Origin of the sequence: Nesterenkonia sp. Act20, assembly GCF_019173455.1 — a bacterium.
Classification (GTDB): Bacteria; Actinomycetota; Actinomycetes; order Actinomycetales; family Micrococcaceae; genus Nesterenkonia.
Window position 1 is genome coordinate 1976008 of sequence record NZ_JADPQH010000001.1, and the last position, 19758, is coordinate 1995765.

16 protein-coding genes are annotated in these 19758 nt (G+C 64.5%); 8 read left to right on the forward strand and 8 right to left on the reverse strand.

What is annotated here, in order from left to right; translation table 11 throughout:
• The first annotated feature begins 149 nt into the window (after positions 1-149).
• From IY716_RS09135 to IY716_RS09150, 4 genes are all read left to right on the forward strand, one after another.
• Positions 150-1790: an ABC transporter substrate-binding protein gene (locus IY716_RS09135; RefSeq protein WP_218221215.1), complete on the forward strand. Its 1641-nt coding sequence runs from the start codon at positions 150-152 to the stop codon at positions 1788-1790.
• A 99-nt stretch (positions 1791-1889) separates the two neighbouring features.
• The gene (locus IY716_RS09140) at positions 1890-2969 is read left to right on the forward strand and encodes an ABC transporter permease (RefSeq protein ID WP_369699651.1); all 1080 of its coding nucleotides are present in this window, start codon (positions 1890-1892) and stop codon (positions 2967-2969) included.
• 2 nt (positions 2970-2971) lie between these two features.
• On the forward strand, positions 2972-4027 hold the full coding sequence (locus IY716_RS09145) for an ABC transporter permease (protein WP_218221216.1): 1056 nt from the start codon (positions 2972-2974) through the stop codon (positions 4025-4027).
• Entirely contained in the window at positions 4027-5730 is a 1704-nt protein-coding gene (locus tag IY716_RS09150; RefSeq protein ID WP_218221217.1) for an ABC transporter ATP-binding protein, read from the forward strand. The genes IY716_RS09145 and IY716_RS09150 overlap by 1 nt, the downstream gene beginning before the upstream one ends.
• Positions 5731-5736: 6 nt before the next feature.
• Here the strand turns inward: IY716_RS09150 and IY716_RS09155 are convergent, their stop codons facing one another.
• Positions 5737-6489, reverse strand: coding sequence for a triacylglycerol lipase (locus IY716_RS09155; RefSeq protein ID WP_218221218.1), 753 nt, complete (start codon positions 6487-6489; stop codon positions 5737-5739).
• Positions 6486-7295, reverse strand: coding sequence for an alpha/beta hydrolase (locus IY716_RS09160; protein ID WP_218221219.1), 810 nt, complete (start codon positions 7293-7295; stop codon positions 6486-6488). Before IY716_RS09160 ends, IY716_RS09155 begins: the two co-directional genes overlap by 4 nt.
• A gap of 204 nt (positions 7296-7499) precedes the next feature.
• On the opposite strand from IY716_RS09160, the gene IY716_RS09165 reads away from it, so the two are divergent.
• A complete protein-coding gene (locus tag IY716_RS09165) occupies positions 7500-8489 on the forward strand; it encodes an aldo/keto reductase (protein WP_218221220.1) in 990 nt (329 codons plus the stop codon).
• Between the two features lie 46 nt (positions 8490-8535).
• On the opposite strand, the gene IY716_RS09170 is transcribed toward IY716_RS09165, so the two are convergent.
• Entirely contained in the window at positions 8536-10773 is a 2238-nt protein-coding gene (locus tag IY716_RS09170; RefSeq protein WP_218221221.1) for an efflux RND transporter permease subunit, read from the reverse strand.
• Between the two features lie 118 nt (positions 10774-10891).
• Here IY716_RS09170 and IY716_RS09175 point away from each other — a divergent pair, with 118 nt between their 5' ends.
• From IY716_RS09175 to IY716_RS09185, 3 genes are all read left to right on the forward strand, one after another.
• The gene (locus IY716_RS09175; RefSeq protein ID WP_218221222.1) at positions 10892-11470 is read left to right on the forward strand and encodes a MarR family winged helix-turn-helix transcriptional regulator; all 579 of its coding nucleotides are present in this window, start codon (positions 10892-10894) and stop codon (positions 11468-11470) included.
• Between the two features lie 160 nt (positions 11471-11630).
• Entirely contained in the window at positions 11631-12188 is a 558-nt protein-coding gene (locus tag IY716_RS09180) for a gluconokinase (protein ID WP_218221223.1), read from the forward strand.
• 162 nt (positions 12189-12350) lie between these two features.
• A complete protein-coding gene (locus IY716_RS09185; RefSeq protein WP_255316484.1) occupies positions 12351-13187 on the forward strand; it encodes a FadR/GntR family transcriptional regulator in 837 nt (278 codons plus the stop codon).
• A gap of 57 nt (positions 13188-13244) precedes the next feature.
• On the opposite strand, the gene IY716_RS09190 is transcribed toward IY716_RS09185, so the two are convergent.
• The 5 genes from IY716_RS09190 to IY716_RS09210 all read right to left on the reverse strand — a co-directional run bounded on the left by IY716_RS09190 (position 13245) and on the right by IY716_RS09210 (position 19262).
• The gene (locus IY716_RS09190; RefSeq protein ID WP_218221224.1) at positions 13245-14762 is read right to left on the reverse strand and encodes a mannitol dehydrogenase family protein; all 1518 of its coding nucleotides are present in this window, start codon (positions 14760-14762) and stop codon (positions 13245-13247) included.
• A gap of 123 nt (positions 14763-14885) precedes the next feature.
• On the reverse strand, positions 14886-15917 hold the full coding sequence (locus IY716_RS09195) for an aldo/keto reductase (RefSeq protein WP_218221225.1): 1032 nt from the start codon (positions 15915-15917) through the stop codon (positions 14886-14888).
• A gap of 93 nt (positions 15918-16010) precedes the next feature.
• The gene (locus IY716_RS09200) at positions 16011-16820 is read right to left on the reverse strand and encodes a carbohydrate ABC transporter permease (RefSeq protein WP_218221226.1); all 810 of its coding nucleotides are present in this window, start codon (positions 16818-16820) and stop codon (positions 16011-16013) included.
• Between the two features lie 25 nt (positions 16821-16845).
• A complete protein-coding gene (locus IY716_RS09205) occupies positions 16846-17784 on the reverse strand; it encodes a carbohydrate ABC transporter permease (RefSeq protein ID WP_218221227.1) in 939 nt (312 codons plus the stop codon).
• A gap of 101 nt (positions 17785-17885) precedes the next feature.
• Positions 17886-19262, reverse strand: coding sequence for an ABC transporter substrate-binding protein (locus tag IY716_RS09210; protein ID WP_218221228.1), 1377 nt, complete (start codon positions 19260-19262; stop codon positions 17886-17888).
• Positions 19263-19758 lie beyond the last annotated feature (496 nt).

A 19758-nucleotide genomic window follows, 5' to 3' on the forward strand; every position in this document is an offset into this window, starting at 1 on the left:
AGCATTACATTCTGAATAAATCCTCCACGCGTGTCATCTGGCGAGAATGTTGTGTGTTTCAATTGACGCCGGACGCGTAGGACTCACCGTGTCCTCGGCCGCCGCAGCACCCCGCCGACGGTCGCCCATCACTCGCAAGGACTTGACTCATGGCATTCTCAGGACATCGACGCCGTGCTTTCAGCGCGGTCGCTCTCACCGCCAGCCTGGCACTCGTGCTGGCATCATGCGCAGAGACCGAGAACATCGACGGCGGCGGCGACGGCGGAGATTCCGGCGACGGCGGCAGCATCGCGATCGGCACCACGGACGTCGTCACCTCCCTGGACCCCGCCGGTTCCTATGACAACGGCTCGTTCTCCGTGCAGAACCAGGTGTATCCGTTCCTGATGAACACTCCCTACGGCAGCCCGGACGTCGAGCCGGACATCGCCGAGTCCGCGGAGTTCACCGAGCCCACGCAGTACACGGTCACGCTGAAGGAGGGTCTGACCTTCGCCAACGGCAACGAGCTGACCTCCTCCGATGTGAAGTTCACCTTCGACCGCCAGCTGGAGATCGCGGATCCCAACGGGCCGTCCTCCCTGCTCTACAACCTGGACAGCGTCGAGACCCCGGATGAGCAGACCGTGGTCTTCAACCTCAAGAGCGAGGACGATCAGACGTTCCCGCAGATCCTCTCCTCCCCGGTGGGCCCGATCGTGGATGAGGACGTCTTCTCTCCCACCGAGCTGACCCCCTCCGAGGACATCGTCGAGGGAGACGCGTTCGCCGGCCAGTACGCGATCACGGACTACACCGAGAACGAACTGATCCGCTACGAGGCCTTCGAGGACTACCAGGGTCTGCTCGACGCGGCAGAGACTGACGTCATCACCGCGCAGTACTTCACCGAGGAGACACAGCTCAAGCTTGCCGTGCAGGAGGGCGACATCGATCTGGCCTTCCGCAACCTGAGCCCCACCGACCTCGGTGACCTCCGTGAGGACGAGAACGTCACGGTGCACGACGGACCCGGCGGCGAGATCCGCTACATGGTCTTCGACTTCAACACCCAGCCCTTCGGCGCCGAGACCGAGGACGCCGACGAGGAGCAGGCCCTGGCCGTGCGCCAGGCCGCGGCGGACCTGCTGGACCGCGAGGCGCTGAGCGAAGAGATCTACCAGGGCACCTACACCCCGCTGTACTCCTACGTCCCCGAGGGACTGACCGGTGCGGCCGAGCCGCTTCTGGAGATGTACGGCGACGGCGAGGGCGGCCCGGATGCCGAGGCTGCTGCGAGCAAGCTGGAGGAGGCCGGTATCGAGACGCCGGTCGAGCTGAACCTTCAGTACAGCCCCGATCACTACGGCAACTCCTCGGATGAGGAATACGCCATGATCGAGAGCCAGCTGGAATCGGATGGTCTCTTCGAGGTCAACCTGCAGTCCACGCTGTGGGACACCTACAACGCGGAGCGCGTGGAGGGTGTCTACCCGGCGTACCAGCTCGGCTGGTTCCCGGACTACTCCGACGCAGACAACTACCTCTCCCCGTTCTTCCTGGAGGAGAACTTCCTCGTCAACGGTTACTCCAACCAGGAGGTCAATGACCTCATCCTGGAGCAGGCCAGCACCCCGGACGAGGCAGAGCGTGAAGAGATGATCACTCAGGCTCAGGAGCTGGTGGCAGAGGATCTCTCCACGCTGCCGTACCTCCAGGGTGCCCAGGTGGCGGTCTCGGCCAACGACATCGAGGGCGTGACGCTGGATGCGTCCTTCAAGTTCCGCTACGCCTCGCTGACCCGCTGATCGTCCCCCTGCTGACCCGTTGATCGGCTGACCTGCTGATCCGCGGGTCAGCCGGTCTGTGCAGCATCGCATGAGAAATTCCGAGAGAAGAGGACCAGCGTGACCATCGCTGACACCGCAACGCCTCCGACCGCCGCCGCCGGAAAGACCTCCGGGGGCGGCGGCCTGGGCCGCTACATCCTGGTCAGGTTCCTGCTGATCATCCCGACCGTGTTCATTCTGGTGACGCTGGTCTTCTTCCTCATGCGGGTGGTCGGTGATCCGATCTCCGCCTCGGTCGGGGGTCGTCTGACCCCGGATCAGCTCAACGCCCGCCTCGCCGAGGCCGGGTATGACCGGCCGGTGCTGGTGCAGTACTTCGAGTACATCGGCCAGATCTTCACCGGTGACTTCGGCCGCACCCTCACAGACAACCGTGAGATCAGCGAGATCCTGGTGACCTACGGCACCGGAACTCTCGAGCTGGTCCTCTATTCCCTGGTGGTCGCGCTCGTGGTCGGCATCCCGCTGGGCCGCTTCGCCGCCTACCGCCGTGATCAGATCCCGGATGCGTTGCTGCGGATCTTCGCGATCCTCTGCTACGCCACCCCGGTGTTCTTCGCCGCCCTGCTGCTGAAGCTCGTCTTCTCGGTCTGGCTCGGATGGTTCCCACTGGGAGGCCGGGCGAGCACGAGCACCCAGCTGGTGCTCGACCGGATCTCCGGCTCCACCGGGATCAACATCATCGACGCGCTGCGCACCGGCCGCTGGGACCTGATCTCAGACGTGCTCGCTCACGCGGTGCTGCCCGCCGTCGCTCTGGGTCTGCTCACCGCAGGAGTCTTCCTGCGGCTGGTGCGGACCAACCTCATCGGCACCCTGTCCATGGACTATGTCGACGCCGCCCGCTCCCGCGGCGTGCGGGAAGGCAGACTGCTGCGCAAGCATGCCTATAAGCCGGCGCTGATCCCGATCATCACCGTGATGGGCATGCAGATCGCGCTGATGCTCGGCGGGGCCATCCTGACCGAGACCGCGTTCGGCTGGCGCGGGCTGGGCTTCCAGCTCGCCCAATACCTGGGTGCTCGGGACTTCGTGGCCGTGCAGGGAATCGTGGCTCTGCTCGCGGTGATCGTCGCGCTGACCAACTTCGCGGTGGACGTCCTTGCCGCACTCATCGACCCGAGAGTGAGGTACTGACCATGTCTGTCCCCACTGATGCCAACTCCACCGTTCCGGAGCCCGTGGAGGGCTCCGTCGCGGAAGCCGATCCCCTCGTGACCGGCGAGGCCCGCCAGCGTGAACCGCGCTGGAAGCGGCTTCCCGTGATCTGGCAGCTGCGCCGCAGCACCGGACTGCAGCGCGGCATGCTCATCGCCGGCATGGTGCTCTGTGCGGTCTTCCTCATTGCAGCGGTGTTCGCTCCGCTGATCGCGCCCTACGGCTTCAACCAGCTCTCCGACGCCGGGGGCAACTTCCCCCGGCAGGGGGCTCCCTCGGCGCAGTTCTGGTGGGGCACCACTGTCGGCGGCTATGACGTCTTCTCGCGCGTGGTCTGGGGTGCCCAGACCGCTGTGCTGACCGTGGTGCTCGCCGTCGCACTGTCGATCTTCCTGGGCATCGCTCTGGGTCTGGTCTCCGGCTACCTGGGTGGGTGGCTGGACCGGATTCTGGTCACCATCGCCGACGCCATCTATGCCTTCCCTTCGCTTCTGCTCGCCATCGTGGTCTCGATCATGATCTCCGGCGGCGAGTCCGGGTTCATCAGCGGCATCCTCGCGGCCGCCATCTCGATCACCGTGGTCTTCGTGCCGCAATACTTCCGCGTGGTGCGCGCCGAGACGGTGCGGCTGAAGGCAGAGCCCTTCGTGGAATCGGCTCGCGTGCTGGGCGCGTCCACGCCGCGGATCCTCTCCCGGCATGTGCTGCGCAACGCCACCCGCTCGCTGCCGCTGATCATCACGCTCAACGCCTCCGAGGCCATCCTGACCCTCGCCGGGCTGGGCTTCCTCGGCTTCGGCATCAACCCCACGGCCGCCTCGGAATGGGGCTATGACCTCAACCGTGCGATCTCCGACGTCGCCGGAGGCATCTGGTGGACCGGTGTCTTCCCCGGCGCCGCCATCGTGCTGCTCGTGCTGGGGATCACCCTGGTCGGCGAGTCACTCAACGACCTGTCCGACCCGCGACTGCGCATTCGCCGCCGCCCCAAGCGCGTGCCCCGACGGACCGCCACGGCCATGAAGGGAGCCGCGTGATGACCGCTGTTCAGAACCATGAGGGAGCGGCCACCTCTCCCCAGGCCGCCGTGGACATCCGTGATCTGCGCATCAGCTTCGCCACCGACGGCGAGCCGGTCAGCGCCGTGGACGGCGTCTCGCTGCATGTGCAGCCCGGCGAGGTGCTGGCGATCGTCGGGGAATCCGGCTCAGGCAAGACCGTGACCGCGAAATCCATCCTGGGGCTGCTGCCCGATAACGCCACCGTCTCCGGTGCCGTGGTGCTCGAGGGCAACGACATCGTCCAGCTCTCCCCGGGACAGCTGCGCCAAGTCAGGGGTCGCGACGTGGCCATGGTCTTTCAGGAGGCCTCCACCGCGCTGAACCCGGTCTATACCGTCGGCTGGCAGATCGCCGAGGGGCTTCGCGCCCACGGGAAGTACTCCAAGAAGCAGGCGCGGGAACGCGCCGTCGAGATCCTCGGCACGGTCGGCATCCCCGACCCGGAGAAGCGGGTCGATCACTACCCCCATCAGTTCTCCGGCGGGCAGAAGCAGCGCGTGGTGATCGCCATGGCGCTGGCCCTGGGCTCCAAGGTCATCGTCGCTGATGAGCCCACCACTGCTCTGGACGTCACCGTCCAGGCCGAGATCCTGGACCTGCTGCGCCGGGTCCGTGATGACTTCGGCCGGGCCATCGTGCTCATCACCCACAACATGGGTGTGGTCGCGGACCTCGCCGACCGCGTCGCCGTGATGTACCGCGGTGAGGTGGTCGAGGAGGCCGATGTCCGCGACCTGTTCGCTCACCCGCAGCATGAATACACCCAGCATCTGCTCGGCGCCGTGCCCCGGCTCGGGGCGCAGACCGCCTATAAGGTCACCGCTGAAGCGGGTCCGGGTGAGCCTGCGGCTCCGTTGGTGGAGGCTCGCGATCTGGAGATCGTCTACCCGGGCCGGCTGGGCCGGTCGGGGTTCCGCGCCGTGGGTGGAGTGAACTTCACGATCGCCCCCGGCGAGGTGCTTGGTCTGGTCGGAGAGTCCGGGTCCGGCAAGACCACCATCGGCCGGGCGATCGTCGGGCTGACACGAGCCACCGGTGGATCGCTGAACGTGCTCGGCCACGAGATGGTGGGCTTCAAGGAGCGCACCTTCCGGCCGCTGCGCTCCCGGGTCGGGTTCGTGTTCCAGGACCCCGCCACCAGCTTCAACCCGCTGCTCACCGTGGGGGAGGCGATCGCCGAGCCGCTGCTGATCCACGGGGAGGCGACCGACGCCGCCGGCACCAAGGCACGGGTGCGAGAGCTGCTCGATTCCGTGCACCTGCCGACCCACTATGCCGAGCGCTATCCGCATGAGCTCTCCGGCGGTCAGCGTCAGCGCGCCAGCCTGGCGCGGGCGCTTGCCTTGGATCCGGAGCTGCTGGTCGCCGACGAGCCCACCTCGGCGCTGGATGTCTCGGTTCAGGCGCGAGTGCTGGAGGTCTTCAGCGAGCTTCAGGAGCGCCGCGGCTTCGCCACGCTGTTCATCAGTCACGACCTGGCTGTGGTGGGGATGCTCTCGGACCACATCGGTGTGCTCTACCGCGGTGAACTTGTGGAGCATGGGGCAGGCAGGCAGGTCCTGACGGACCCGCAGCACCCTTACACGCAGCGACTCCTGGCCTCGGTTCCGGTGCCGGATCCGGTGGAGCAGCAGCAGCGCCGCGAGGCTCTGGCCGCGCACCGCGCAGCCGAAGGCTGAACGCCCTCAGCCCGTCAAGTGCCGGACGCCCTCCAAGACGGCGCCGTGCACCCTGGGATCGGCGAGCGGCCTGAAGTGCCCGCGGGTCTCGAGCTGGATGTTGTGCGCGCCGTCGAGGTGGCTGCCGCCGGGGATGTGTGGATCGAAACGACCGTAGATCGAGACGATGTTCCGGTCCACCTCGCGGCTGGCGGCGAGTTCGACCAGCTCGGGTGAACGCGGTCGAAAGACACGCAGCGCCGGAAACGGCAGCAGCCGCGCCAGGGGAGACCCGGCGAAGGGCGTGTTGATGGCCACGAGCCCCTGGATGACCCCGGCTTCGTTGTGGCGGGCGAGCAGCAGCTTTCCGATCAGCCCACCCTTGCTGTGCGCCACGAGCATGCAGTGGGCGATGCCTTCGCGGCGGATGTAGGCGTCCACCAGCTCCGCCATGTCCTCGATGGTCCCGCCATTGCGGCCCAGGTCCAGCACGGCATGCACGTCATAGCCTTCCGCGCGCAGGACGTCGGCCACCGGGAGCATGAAGGTCCAGGTCTCATAGATCCCGGGCAGCAGGAGGATGGAGGGGCTCTCCGGCGTGGAGAGGCGGTACCGGCGCGGCGTCGGCCGGCGTATCCCACCCGAGGCCTGACTTCGCAGCGCATAGGCGTAGTCGCGAACCCAGGCGTCGAGGTTGATGCCGGCTTCTGCCAGCCATCGTGGCGCAGTCCTGCCTGTGCCGGCAGACGCTCGACTCGCCCGGCGTTCCCCGCCGGTCATGACTGCTCGAACCGCGCCCGTGGCCCGGGCTGCTGCCCCGTGACAGATTCCAGAAACGGCGCACAGGCGGCGGCGAGCTCACGGGGACGGTTGAGCTGCACGGCATGCGGGCCACCGAGAACCTCGAGCACCTGCGCATGGGGCGCGATTCCGGCGAGCTCGTAGAGCCACGCCTCAGAGGCGATCGGGTCCCGATCCCCGCTCATCACCAATCCTGGGATGGTGCAGTGCCGAATGGACTCCTCGATGCGGTCGGCCACCATGTACTGGGCCGTGCGCAGGTACCGCAGCGGCCCCATCCGGAGATAGTTGCGGAAGATCACGGCGTTGCTGGAGGGCGGTTCGGCCAGGCTGTCGCGGAACAGCCGTGCGGCCTGTCTCGGCAGGCTGCGCGCCGTCGGGTCCACCGTCGGTCCGATCAGGATGTAGCCGGCAAAGAGCTCGCGGTGCCCGGCGATGGAGTTGGTGACGATCTGCGCACCCATGGAATGTCCGACGACGACGGCGGCCTCCAGTCCCAGCGCCAGAGTCACCTCGGCGAGCACCTCGCCCAGTTCCGTGATGGTCAGCGCGCGCGGCGGTTTCGGCGCATGGCCGTAGCCGGGCAGGTCCACGGCGTAGACGTCATGGGTCTGAGACAAGACGTCGGCAAAGGGGAGGAAGTACTCCCCGGACATGCCGATCCCATGCACCAGCAGGATCGGTGGACGCTCGGGGGAGAAGGTTCCCCGCACGTCCACGGCGTGGCCGCTGACGTGCACCCGCCGGGTGCTGAGCCCGGCGCCCGGTTCACTGTCCTGGGACACTGCCGCCTCTTTCGGATAGTCGTGTCAGTGCGGAATCTCGACTGCAGCGGTCTGCCTGATCGCCGCATCGATAGAGGGCTTCACGCTACAGGGTGAAGCTTCGGCAGCTCTGAACAGGTGGCAGTGCGGACGGGTCAAGAAATAAACCGCACATCAGGTGGTGTTCCCGTGACGACTGCAGACCAACGAGTAAGGATTTGCGATATGAGCGACCTGAACCAGACTCTGAACAAGACCATCGGCTTCGGCACTGCCCCGCTGGGCAACATGTTCCGCGACATCCCGGAGGATGAAGCCCGCGAGACGGTCGAGGCGGCATGGAATGAGGGCATCCGCTACTTCGACACCGCTCCCTTCTACGGGGCCGGACTCGCCGAGAAGCGTCTCGGCGCGACCTTGAGCCAGCAGCCTCGCGATGAGTTCCTCCTGAGCACCAAGGTGGGCCGCTACGTGTTGGATGAGACCGAAGAGAAGTCAGGACTCTTCGCTCACGGCCGGAACAAGAAGGTCGTCACCGACTACACCGCCGATGCCACGCGTCGGTCGATCGAACAGAGCATCGAGCGCCTGGGGACCGACCGGTTGGACTTCGTGTTCGTCCATGACGTGTCCCGGGACTTCCACGGCGATGAGTGGATCGGGAAGCTCGAAGAGGCACGCACCGGGGCCTTCCGGGTGCTCACCCAGATGCGCGAGGAGGGCCTCATCAAGGGATGGGGGCTCGGCGTGAACACCACCGAGCCGATCGAGCTCGCCATGCAGCTCGAAGACACCACCCCGAACGTGAGCCTCTCCGCCACCCAGTACACGCTCATGCAGCACGAAACCGCGCTCGAGCGGATGATGCCCCGTGCACAGGCTCAGGGTGTGGGGATCATCGTCGGCGGACCGTACAACTCCGGTGCGCTGCTCGGCGGGGATCACTTCGACTACGCCGAAGCCACTCCGGCGGTCAAGGACCACGTGGCGCAGCTCAATGCTGTAGCGGGACGGCACCAGGTGAACCTGAAGGATGCCGCCCTGCAGTTCTCCATGGCCCACCCTGCGACGGCGGCAGTGATTCCAGGATCCAGCCGCCCGGGCCGGATCGCCGAGGACATCTCCGCGCTCAAGACGCAGATCCCTGCCGCCTTCTGGGAGGAGCTGCTGCACGAGGGGCTCATCTCGCCGAAGGCTCCGCTGCCCCAGGGCTGATCAGCCGGTCCGGGATACCGAGTCGCGAGGATCTGGGCCGCGGGCGTCAGTCCTGCCCGACGGCCGCTCGCGGCTCGGTGCCCTTCCCGAGCTTCGAGGGCCACCAGACGGCGGGGCCGATGTCGCGCACCAGAGCAGGGACCAGCAGCGCCCTGACCAGGAAGGTATCCAGGAGCACGCCGAAGGCCACGATGAAGGCGATCTGCGCCAGGAACAGGATCGGAATCACCGAGAGCGCCGCGAACGTGGCGGCAAGCACGATCCCGGCCGAGGTGATCACGCCACCTGTGACGGTCAGACCCCGGATGACCCCGCGACGCGTCCCGTGGCTCAACGATTCCTCTCGCACGCGTGTCATGAGGAAGATGTTGTAGTCGATGCCCAGCGCGACCAGGAACACGAAGCCGTAGAGCGGCACGGTGGGATCGGCTCCTGGGAAGTCGAAGACGTAGTTGAACACCAGCGCCGAGACTCCCAGCGCCGTGGCGAAGGACAGCACCGTGGTGAGCACCAGCAGCACCGGAGCGAGGACCGAGCGCAGCAGCACCATCAGGATCAGCAGGATGACCAGCAGCACGAGCGGGATGATCAGGTTGCGGTCGCTGATCGCGGCGTCGTTGGTGTCTATGGCGGTGGCGGTCACCCCGCCCACCAGCACCTCCGGATCGGCCGAGGCATAGCTTGCGCGCAGCTCGCGGACGGTGTCCTGAGCGGCGGCCGAGTCTGCCGGATCGGTCAGCGTGGCCTGCAGCATGACCGATCCGTCGATCGCCGTGGGGTCCGGGGCGGGTGTGCCAGGGGGCCCGAATCCGCTGACTCCGTCCTCGGTGACCGGGGCGGAGCCGGCGTCGTCGTCGGTCACCACGGTGACGCCGTCGACCCCGGGGTTCTCGAGCAGCACGTCGGCGGCGTCCTGGAGCGAGCCCTGCTCGGTCACCACGTAGGCAGGGCTGCCCGAGCCTCCGGGGAAGTGCTCGCCCAGGGCGACCTGACCCTCCCGCGCTTCGGATTCGCCCAGCACCAGCTCCGACTGCGGCACCCCTTGCGCGTCGAGCTGTGTGACACCTGCTGCGCCGATGAGGAGCAGGAGGGTGGTTGCGATCCAGATGCGGCGGGGTCTGCGTTCCACGACTCGCCCCGTCCGGGCCCAGATGCCGCGGCTTGGGACTCCGCCCTCGGCGGCGACCACCTCGGGCTCGAAGCGTGGGCGGCGGGGCCAGAACGCCGCACGGCCGAGGACGAAGAGCAGCGCGGGCAGGAAGGTCAAAGCCGAGGCCATGGCGAAGAGGATGCCGATCGAGGCCACCGGTCCCAGGGTGCTGTTGGACTTCAGATCGCTCAGCAGCAGGCACAGCAGGCCTGCGATCACCGTGCCTCCCGAGGCCAAGATCGGTTCGAAGGATCCCCGCAGCGCCTTCCGGGACGCGGTCCACTTGTCCTGATGCACGCGCAGTGACTCCCGATAGCGCGCCACGTAGAGCAGTGAATAATCCGTGGCCGCACCGATCACCAGGATGAAGAGGATGCCCTGGGTCTGCCCGCTGAGCAGCACGATGTCCGCATACGCCAGCCACCAGACGCTCAGCAGCGCGACCGTGAGGGCGAAGACGCTGGTCGCCAGGACGGCGAGCGGCAGCAGCAGCGAGCGGTACACGACGATGAGAATGACGAAGACCGCAGCCAGAGAGACCGCCAGCAGGATTCCATCGATTCCCGCGAAGCCGGCCGCGAGATCCGCGCTGAACCCGGCCGGCCCCGTGACGAAGACTTCGAAATCGGGAAGTTCGCTGCGGAGCGTGTCCGAGACCTCTCCGACGACGGCGCCGAGCTCTTCCGTCGAGCCGATCGGCACGAACGCCTGCGCGGCGAGCCCGTCCTCGGAGGGGATGACGGGGGAGAGGTCCTCCTGTACGCCCTCGATCTCGGGAAGCTGCGCGACGGCATCTTCGATCGTGGTGACCTGGGACGCGCTGAGCTCTGTGTCCGAGGTGACGACGACGACGGCGGGGATGGATTCCGAATCGTTGAACTCCCCGAGCAGCTCCTGCACCGCCGTGGCGTCCGCGGATTCAGGCAGGTAGGTCGTCTGATCGTTCGAGCTGACTTCCGAGACCTTGCCGAAGTAAGGTCCACCCACCGCCGTGCCAGTGAGCCAGATCAGGATCAGCAGGGCGGGAAGGAAGACCCTCAGCCAGCGGGGGGCCCGTCCTCGCGCCGAGCGGGCGCCGCGTGTCGCGCTGGAACCGCCGTCCTCGTTGAGCCTGGCCTGCTCGCGCTGCGGCATGTCTGCTTCTCCTCGCGTGGCGGTTCTGATGGACCCACATTTAATGTCCTATAGGATAAAGTACGCCAAAAGTTACTAAGCTGCATCAGCGTCAGCGTTGCGTCGTAAGGTGGGCATCATGGCAGCAGCAGAAGCAGGGTCTGACCCCGTCGCAGATCACCTGTATGAGGTGGAAGCAACCGACCCCGAGCAGCGGCTCGTCGACCGGTCCGGTGTGTCAGCCGAGGACACCGCTCAGATCGGTCGACTCATGCGCGCGCTCTCCGATCTTCGTGCGGCCGAGGAGCGTCTCTCGGAGGCTTCGCAGCAGTACATGAAGCTCAGCCAGCAGGACATGGGTGCGATCCATTACCTGATCGTGGCGGACAATCGCGGAGCCAGGGTGACCCCGGGAATGCTCGCGGCGCATCTCGACATCTCCCCGGCATCCACCACGAAGCTTCTCAATCGTCTGGAACGCGGAGCGCACATCACCCGCGAAGTGCATCACTCCGATCGGCGAGCCTTCATCGTGCGCGTGACCCCGGCTACTGCGAAGACGGCGATGGAGACAGTCGGACGCCAGCAGGCGAAGCGATTCCACTCTGCAGCACGGCTGAGCGCGAGCGAGCGAGAGGTCGTCATCGGATTCCTCCAGGATATGACGCAGCAGCTCTCGCTGGAGGGTGTCGATTGGGCCGGGGGCGACGACGGCTGACGTCGTTGGCGCTGGAGCGTGTCCGCCAGCTGAAGTGGATAAAGAACTAAGAATATGAAGACGCTCACGTTTTGTTTCTCCGATATACTATCCCCATAAAGGTATGATGTTTCTGTATTGGGGTCGTTGACGCCCATCGGACATCCAAAGCGAGGGACGTATGACAGACCCAGGTCACCAGAGCAGGTACAACCGCCTCGCGACTCCGCGGCATATCGTCGTGATGGGCGTCTCGGGATCAGGAAAGTCCACGCTCGCCCAAGCGCTTGCCGAGGAACTCGACCTGCCCATGGCCGAGGCGGACGAGTTTCACTCTCCCGAGAACATCGCGAAGATGTCTGCGCAGGTTCCCCTCACGGATGATGATCGTTGGCCTTGGTTGCACTCGCTGAGGGACTGGATGAGTGATCACGCTGAAACAGGGTCTGTCATCACCTGCTCTGCGCTCCGTCGCAGCTACCGCGATGTGCTTCGAACCGCTAGCGGCAAGACGCTGTGGCTCCACGTGTCAGTCGCTCTGCCTGAACTGGAGACTCGCCTGGAGCGCCGATCGGACCACTTCATGCCGGCGACCCTGCTGAAGTCGCAGGCGGCAACACTGGAAGCGCTGGACTCGGACGAGGACGGGGCCGTTCTTGCTAACGATTCCACTGTCGAAGACCTCGTAGCGGCCGCCCTGCTGTGGCTTCGAGACGAGCAGGTCAACGGCTCAGAGTGATCTGCCGCGGTTCTCGCCCCCGCCTCAAGAAGGCGTTTCAGCCCACCGGGCAATGGGCCCTCTGGTCTGTGAGAAGCAGGTTGATCACCGCGGATGGAGTCGACCCATTCGTGGCAATGTGGTTTTCTAGCAGATACGGCACAACTAAAGGAGACTGACATTATGAACAAAGTCATGGCCTCGGCGCCGGTTGGCTATAGTTCGATTGTCAACGCCTTAGGACTGTCGATCACCAGCGGCGATATCGCCCCCGGCGATGTCATGACCTTGAACTATGTGCAGGAAGAGTTCGGCGTCTCTCGCACCATAGCCCGGGACGTCATGCGCGTCTTGGAATCGCTTGGTCTTCTCTACTCGCGTCGGCGTGTGGGACTGATCGTCCAGGACTTCAGCGAGTGGAAGGTTCTTGATCCGCGTGTGATCAGGTGGCGCCTGGAGGGTCAGAACCGCAGTGCCCAATTGCGGTCGCTCACCGAGCTGCGCGTCGCGGTCGAGCCCTTTGCCGCTGGAGCGGCCGCGGAGTCCGCCACCGAGGAAGACATCGAAGAACTCCTTCGAATCGCGGGTGAGCTGCGCCGTACAGGAGAGAATGGGGATGTACAGGCGTTTCTCCAGTACGACATCGAATTTCATTCACGCGTATTGCGTTCGACAGGCAATGAACTTTTCTCGGCGCTCACGGAAGCGGTCACCGAGGTATTGGCGGGACGCACGCATGCTGGTCTGATGCCGACGCATCCCTCCCCGGCGTCCTTGGACGCGCATGAGAGAGTTGCGTGGGCGATTCGGGACGGTGACCCCCATGAAGCAGAACGGGCCATGCAGGGCACCCTCACGGCAGTGCGTGAAGAACTCCGTCTCAAGGTGCACCGCAGCTATCAGGAACGACATGCTGGCGGGGTCGAAGTGGACCGAGATCGGGATTTCGAGCCCGGGGTCCACGCCACACCCAGCGAGCCGGCAGCTAGCGCAGCGCGAGACCACGATTCGCAGACCTGAACGCTGGAGGAGAGATGGTCGCTGCAGCGGTTTCCGCAGCGACCTCCCCGGCTGAGATCAGTCTCTTCCGCGAGCCAGTGCAGCATCTATAGCCGATGCGACGCCCTCTGTTTCCAGGGTATCGAGAAGCTCTGCCACCAATCTCAGCCATTGTGGCGCCATCGCCAATCGCTCCGAGAAAATGCCGAGATCGACCAGGACTGCCTGTACCAGGTCCTGAGGGTCCTGATGCAGTCGCCCGGCCTCGATCAGGCGCTCGCTCCACGGATCTTCCGGTCTACCAGTGATGTCGGCGGGATAACTTGCCGGGTTGGTGAAGACTCTGATGTAGGAGGCCGCCAAAAGTGCCAGCCCCGCGGGCACACGACCACGTTCGGCGTGAAAAAGCACCGGTTCGGTGATGCGCACGGCGAGTTTGGAAGAACCATCGGAGCCGACCTGACGAGACCGATGACCCACCGCGGCGTTGCCGAAGCGGTCGAAGAGCTCAGCGACGTATTTGTCCACATCGATGGCGGCGGGAGCGGCGAACGTGGGCAACATGTCAGTGCGCATCATGTGCTCGACGACGGTGCGCACCTGCGGATCCGAGCGAAGCGTCTCCGCGATGAGATCCTTGCCGAGGAGCAGCCCAAGATAGGACAGAAGCGAGTTTGACGAGTTGAGTACGCGGAGCTTCAGCAACTCGTATGCCGCCACATCCTCGGTGAAGATTGCGCCCGCAATCTCCCAGGCGGGGCGACCAGCCGGAAACTTGTCTTCGAGGACCCACATGGTGAACGGTTCGGCCGGAACCGCAGCCGCGTCGGAGAGTCCAGTGAGTTCCCTGCTCATCGAAGAGTGCCGTTCCTCGGTCGCCGGGACGATCCGGTCCACCATGGTGCACGGGAACGCCACATGCTCCTTGATCCATGCCAGCAGGTCGGCGCTCGCGTGGGACTCAGCGTGGCCAGATTCGTCCATCGCCGAGATCATTTCCCGCACTTGTGCCTGCAGGACATTGCCGTTGTCGTTCATATTGTCGCAGCTGACCACCGCGAGCGGTCCGGCGTCGGCCTGCCATCGCGCCCGGAGACCGCGGGCGAGTTGGCCGATGACAGTGCGCGGGGCGCCACCGGCGATGTCGTGTTGGATCGCCTCTGCATCGCGATCCAGTCCTTGGGACACCTGAGAGTAGTAGTACCCGTTTTCTGTCACCGTCAGCGTGATGATCTTGATGGCAGGATCGGCGATGAATGCGGTCACTCGATCAGGTTCCTCGGCGGCTACGAACGCGTCCGTGTGAACCGCCAGTACGTCTCCGCGGGGGTGCTCCTCGTCAAGCGTCAGCACAGAGTAGCGACCCGACTGCTCCTTCAGGGCGTCGACGATGCGATGAGACTGGTTCGCGACTCCGACGATCCCCCAGGGGCCGTTCTGGTGTTCGAGCGCCTTCGCCGTATACACCGCCTGATGCGCGCGGTGGAAGTTTCCGAGACCGAGGTGCAGGATGCCGGCTCCCTCCGGCGGATGGCTGGGCAGAGGAGTCATCTCCATGGACGTGTTCATGCGAGTTGCGGGTTCAGAAGTGGTCATGTGTTCACCAATCGTAGAAAGTGACGGTTTACAGGCGGCGGAGAGGTTGAGAGGCGGAGAGGCTGAGAGACCGAGCGGCATGGCTGTGGGAGCCCAGCGTGGTCGTCCCATAGGGTCCGTGAGTCAGACCAGGTTCTCGACGAAGATGTCGGATTTTGGGAGCCGCGGCCCCTCGCGAACGGCTGTCACAGCTCGCGTGAATTCGTCCTGCTCGAGAGGCCCCTGTTCAGCCGCGTTCAGGATGGCGTCCATCTGTGCGGAGTTGCGGGCACTCACGATCACCGAACTCACCCCTGGGTGGCTCAGACTGAACCTCAATGCCCAGTCCGTCCATGAGTCCGGTGAGACAGTCGTACGCAATCTCTCGATCGCCTCATACCGGGTGTCCCAGGCAGGACTGCGCTTGGAGTCCTCTTGGGGCAGCGCCCCGCGGTCGATCCTCTTGTCGGTGAGGAGTCCCTGCAGGAGAGGGCGAATTCCGAAGAACCCCGTGCGGCCGCGCTCGCGGTCGAGCAGGTCCAAAGCCTCCGGCTCCAGCGCATTCAAGAAGTGCGCCGTCCCTGCGTAGGCGCCAGTCCGCAGGGCCGCCGCCGCGAAGGGAATCGTATGTGGGAACGTGACTCCGTGGGCCACCTTGCCCTCGTTGCGAAGCTCGGCCATGATCTGGGCGAACTGGTGCGCAATCGAGTCAGCCGCGGCGATCCGGCGCTCGTCTCCTGCGGTGCTGTACGCGTCGTACTTGTTCACCTGGGGGCCACGTTGCAGGTGCTGGACGAAGGAGATCCGCTCTGCCCCAAGGGTCTTCAAGGCGTTCTCCACCTCAGAGCGCACGAGCCGAGCATCGAAGTAGTCCTCGGCGTAGTCCGGAGTAGTGACCTTGATGACGTGGTGCACCTCGTCGCGGAGCTTTCGCCGACGCAACACCTTCTCCAGCATCCACCACGTGCCATAGTCCTGACTGGAGTGGATGCAGTTCACGCCGGCGTCGAGAGCAGTCTCCAGGGCACTCTCGCCGGAGGCGTTCTCGTTCTCGATCTCTGCGGAAGTCAGCTTTCGGGAACGCGCCACATGGGCCGCATCTCCGGTGAGGCGCATCGCCCCGTAGCTGACGGCTGAGAGTTGGATTCCGGTACGTCCGAAGCTTCTGTACTCCATTGTTCCCTCGTTAGTGGTGGGTGATGGTCTTGCGAGGCGACCTGCGCGACCGGGCCGTGTGGCTCCGGCCGCGCAGGTCGTGCGAACAGACGCCTACTTCACAGCTCCTGCGGTCATGCCCGAAACGATGGACTTCTCGAACCTCAGATACAGCACGAGGATCGGCAGCATGGTGAAGATCGCGAAGGCTGAGATCAGTGGCCAGTCGATGAGCCCGAGGCTCGACTCCAGGGAGAAGAGCTGGTACGGGAGCGTGCGCATCTCCGTATCCTGAAGGAAGGCCAGGGCGAACGGGAACTCGTTCCAAGACTCCACGAAGGAGACGATCGTGACCGTCACCAGCCCTGGGATCGTCAGCGGGAGAACGATGGTCCACAATCGACGCAGCAGCGACGCGCCGTCGATGGCGGAAGCTTCTTCGATCTCTCGCGGAATCGCGCCGATGAAACCGATCAGTGTCCAGGTCGCGAGCGGCACCGCAGAAGCCACATACAACACGATGATGACCGTGTAGGTGTCGATCAGACCGACCTTGGAGAACATCAGATAGAGCGGCACGATGAGTGCCACGCGAGGCACGAGACGCGGCACCAAGATGAAGAGCAGCAGAATGTGCCGCCACTTGAAGGCGTACCGAGCAAAGGCGTAGGCCGCGACGATGCTGATGGCCACGGCGATGACGGTGGACACAGTCGTCACGTAGAGACTGTTGAAGGCGAAGCGCCAAAAGCCATCGAGTTGGAACAGATCGCCCCAAGCTTGGAGGCTGAACTGTTCGGGCCAGAAGTTGTTGGCGTAGACCTCGGAGGTGTCTTTCGACGTGGCCAGCAATGCCCACAGCAGCGGCATCACAGTCCAGACGATCAGGGCGATCCCCGCGAGCCAGATTCCATACTTTTTCATCACTTAGTCACCTCAGCAGTCCTTCTCAGGACTTTTCTGGTTCGTCGGTCGGGAAAAGCTTCAGGTAGATCAGTGAGAACACTGCGTTGAGCACGAGGATGATGATCATCACCGCTGAAGATCCGGATATATCCAGGTTCTCCATGCCCAGGGCGTACATGTAGACCGCCAGGAGCTCTGTAGAGTCGCCCGGCCCTCCGCCCGTCAGGGCAAGGATCAGACCGAAGGAGTTGAACGCCTGGAAGGTGAGCCAGATCAGGCTGGTGGCGATCTGTGGCCTGATGCTCGGCAGCGTCACGTGGATGAACCGCTGAAAGGCGTTCGCCCCATCGACTTGGGCAGCTTCATACATATCCGCGTTCACGGTCTGCAGTCCGGAAAGGATCAGCAGCACGGAGAACGGGGCCATCATCCAGACCGTGGCCATCGTGACCACGAACAGAGCCAGGTTCCCGTCGGCCAACCACGAGATCGCGGTCTGCCCGAACGCCTCGGTGATGAAGGAGGTGAAGCCGCCGTCGGACTGGACGAAGAATCTCCACACCATGGCCACTGCGACCGAGGAGATGAAATACGGAACAAGGTTCAGCGCCCGGACGAACCGACCATTCGGCAGATAGTGCAGCGTGAGTCCGAAGGCAAGCGACTGGGCCATACCGATGATGATCACGCCAAAGACGAATATCATCGTGCGCCAGAGTGAATTGCGGAACGCGGGGTCCGCGAAGAGCTCCTGATAATTCGTGAATCCCACGAAGTCCTGAGCCGAGAGGTTGAACATGCTCACTTCGTGAAGAGACATCCAGAAGCCATATCCGATCGGATATGCCAGGAAGACTCCCACAATGAGAACGGCAGGCAGAGCGGCCGCGATGGGCCCCCAGGTCTGGCCGAACTTTCTTAGATTGCGTTTGCGGGCGGGGGGTCGCTCACCCACCGATTTTTCGGCGACTTGTGTCGTCATTCCATCTCTCCTTGAGGAGTGCGCGAGAAGAGCTACTTCGCTAGTGCTGGTGGGCCAGGCAGCCCGGTCTCGTGGTGCTGCCGCGGTTCAGGCGCCGGTCGCTACTCGGAACCGATGGCATCCAACGCCTCCTGGCCGTTGGCGGCGATCTCCGCAGCATCGGCATCGGGGTTATCGATGGCTTCCTGCTTCATGTCCTGGATGACCTCATAGAGCTCGATCGAGTTGGGATTTGCCGGCAGCGGCTCGGCCGCATCCATGTTGTCGGCCAATTCAGGCACCCATGGCGCCACGTCCAAGTACTCTTCGTCCTCCTGTACAGCCGCGTTCAATGAGGGCTGGTAGCGCTTGGACAGATCCACGCCGTATTCCTCGCCTGCGAGATAGCGGACGAGGAGCGAGGCCTCGTACGGGTGCTCGGTGCTGCCAGCGACCAATGCGGTCACGGCGCGGTATGTCATCAGAAGGTCGTCTTCGGCGCCTTCACGATGGATGTCCGGCAGAATCGCCCATTCCTCGTCGTAGGTCAGGCTTTCCTCGACGGTGGGGTAGAGGTTCTGGGACATCTGAACGGTCCCCAGCTGGCCCTCGATGAACGTCCCGCGCGTCTGATCGGTCGTCCATGTGAGCGTGTCTCGGTGCGCGAGGCCCTCCTTCACGAGGTCCTGGTAATACTCCAGCAGTGCGATGCCCGCCTCGGAGTCGAACTGCGGCACGCCGTTCTCGTGGGTGCCGCCCATGCGGTAGAAGTACGTCAGGAAGTGGGAAGCCGGCGACGCGCTGCGGCCGCCGACCAGACCGAAGGCAGTGGACTCGGGGTGCTCTTCCTTGATGGTTTTCGCGCCCTCGAGCAGCTCTTCGTAGGTCTCGGGAGGTTCGATGCCAGCCTCCTCGAACCAGTCCTTTCGGTAGAGCGTCCAGGTTGGCGCGCCGCTGATGCCGACGCCGTAGGTGGACCCGTCCTGTGCGGTGCCGAACCTGATGCCGGCCGAGGCGGCCTCGTAACCCTCTGGGTCCTCTTCCTCCCAAGTCTCGAGCAGGGAAGTCATGTCGTAGAGCGCACCCTCCTGCTCTGCCAGTGCTGGCCACAGGTCAGTGGTGGGCATCAAGACATCGGGGGTGTCCCCTGCCGCGGAGGAGCGCAGGAAGGAGGAGACCTGCTCCTCAGCAGGAATGGTCACCGTGTTGACCGTGATGTTCTCGTGCTCCTCCTCGAAGGCCTCGAAGGAGTCGGTCGGCGCGAACTCATCGCGCTGGAGCCACAGCGTGAGCTCGACTTCCTCGTCGCTGGCAGCTTCACTGACTCCGCCGCTTTGCTCATCTCCACCGCCGCACGCCGCGAGACCGAGAGCCAGAGAAGCCACGGACAGTGCGCCGATGGTTCGGGTCGCGCGGCCCCGGATGAATCGGGCCCCGTGCTGGCTCGGCGAGGAACTGGCGGGAAGAGGTGGCTGGGGGAAGTTCTGGTGAGTGGACATCGTTGTTCTCGCTTCCTGAAGATCTGGTTCGCAGCTCAACGCTGCGATCGAAGGGCACCCATCGACGTCGAAAGTTGTGCGGTGATCATTTAGTATTACCTTCTAGCCGTCTGTGAGGTAGAACACACACAACCATGGAAAGAAGCTGGACGCAACCTTTGGTGCTATCTTTTTCAAAAGGCCGGTAGACGGCTTCTGTAGTGGCTCGCACCGGCCTTTTCCGCGCCGAAAGGAAACGCGAGCGATGTCACACATGGCTCCTGAGAAGTGGCACAGATCGTCGATATTCGCAGGTCAGACGGACTGTCAAGGGCCTGCAATGGCGGAGTTCGTCTGTCACAGACGGCTCGTTGCTGGCCAGCGCGGACAGTGCGCCCCGGGGGTGTGTGGGTTGAAGGGTGCGATGCTCGCGGCAGGTTGCAGTCAGGGAGCGCGCCCATCGCTCTGATCTGCGTATCCCGGGAGCGGGAGCTTGAAATCGGGCAAGTTTCAGCGG

Bases quoted from the DNA above. Each gene is read 5' to 3' on its own strand.
- IY716_RS09135 (WP_218221215.1), top strand. From the start codon at position 150: ATGGCATTCTCAGGACATCGACGCCGTGCTTTCAGCGCGGTCGCTCTC.
- IY716_RS09145 (WP_218221216.1), top strand. From the start codon at position 2,972: ATGTCTGTCCCCACTGATGCCAACTCCACCGTTCCGGAGCCCGTGGAG.
- IY716_RS09150 (WP_218221217.1), top strand. From the start codon at position 4,027: ATGACCGCTGTTCAGAACCATGAGGGAGCGGCCACCTCTCCCCAGGCC.
- IY716_RS09155 (WP_218221218.1), bottom strand. From the start codon at position 6,489: ATGACCGGCGGGGAACGCCGGGCGAGTCGAGCGTCTGCCGGCACAGGC.
- IY716_RS09165 (WP_218221220.1), top strand. From the start codon at position 7,500: ATGAGCGACCTGAACCAGACTCTGAACAAGACCATCGGCTTCGGCACT.
- IY716_RS09170 (WP_218221221.1), bottom strand. From the start codon at position 10,773: ATGCCGCAGCGCGAGCAGGCCAGGCTCAACGAGGACGGCGGTTCCAGC.
- IY716_RS09175 (WP_218221222.1), top strand. From the start codon at position 10,892: ATGGCAGCAGCAGAAGCAGGGTCTGACCCCGTCGCAGATCACCTGTAT.
- IY716_RS09180 (WP_218221223.1), top strand. From the start codon at position 11,631: ATGACAGACCCAGGTCACCAGAGCAGGTACAACCGCCTCGCGACTCCG.
- IY716_RS09185 (WP_255316484.1), top strand. From the start codon at position 12,351: ATGAACAAAGTCATGGCCTCGGCGCCGGTTGGCTATAGTTCGATTGTC.
- IY716_RS09190 (WP_218221224.1), bottom strand. From the start codon at position 14,762: ATGACCACTTCTGAACCCGCAACTCGCATGAACACGTCCATGGAGATG.
- IY716_RS09195 (WP_218221225.1), bottom strand. From the start codon at position 15,917: ATGGAGTACAGAAGCTTCGGACGTACCGGAATCCAACTCTCAGCCGTC.
- IY716_RS09200 (WP_218221226.1), bottom strand. From the start codon at position 16,820: ATGAAAAAGTATGGAATCTGGCTCGCGGGGATCGCCCTGATCGTCTGG.
- IY716_RS09205 (WP_218221227.1), bottom strand. From the start codon at position 17,784: ATGACGACACAAGTCGCCGAAAAATCGGTGGGTGAGCGACCCCCCGCC.
- IY716_RS09210 (WP_218221228.1), bottom strand. From the start codon at position 19,262: ATGTCCACTCACCAGAACTTCCCCCAGCCACCTCTTCCCGCCAGTTCC.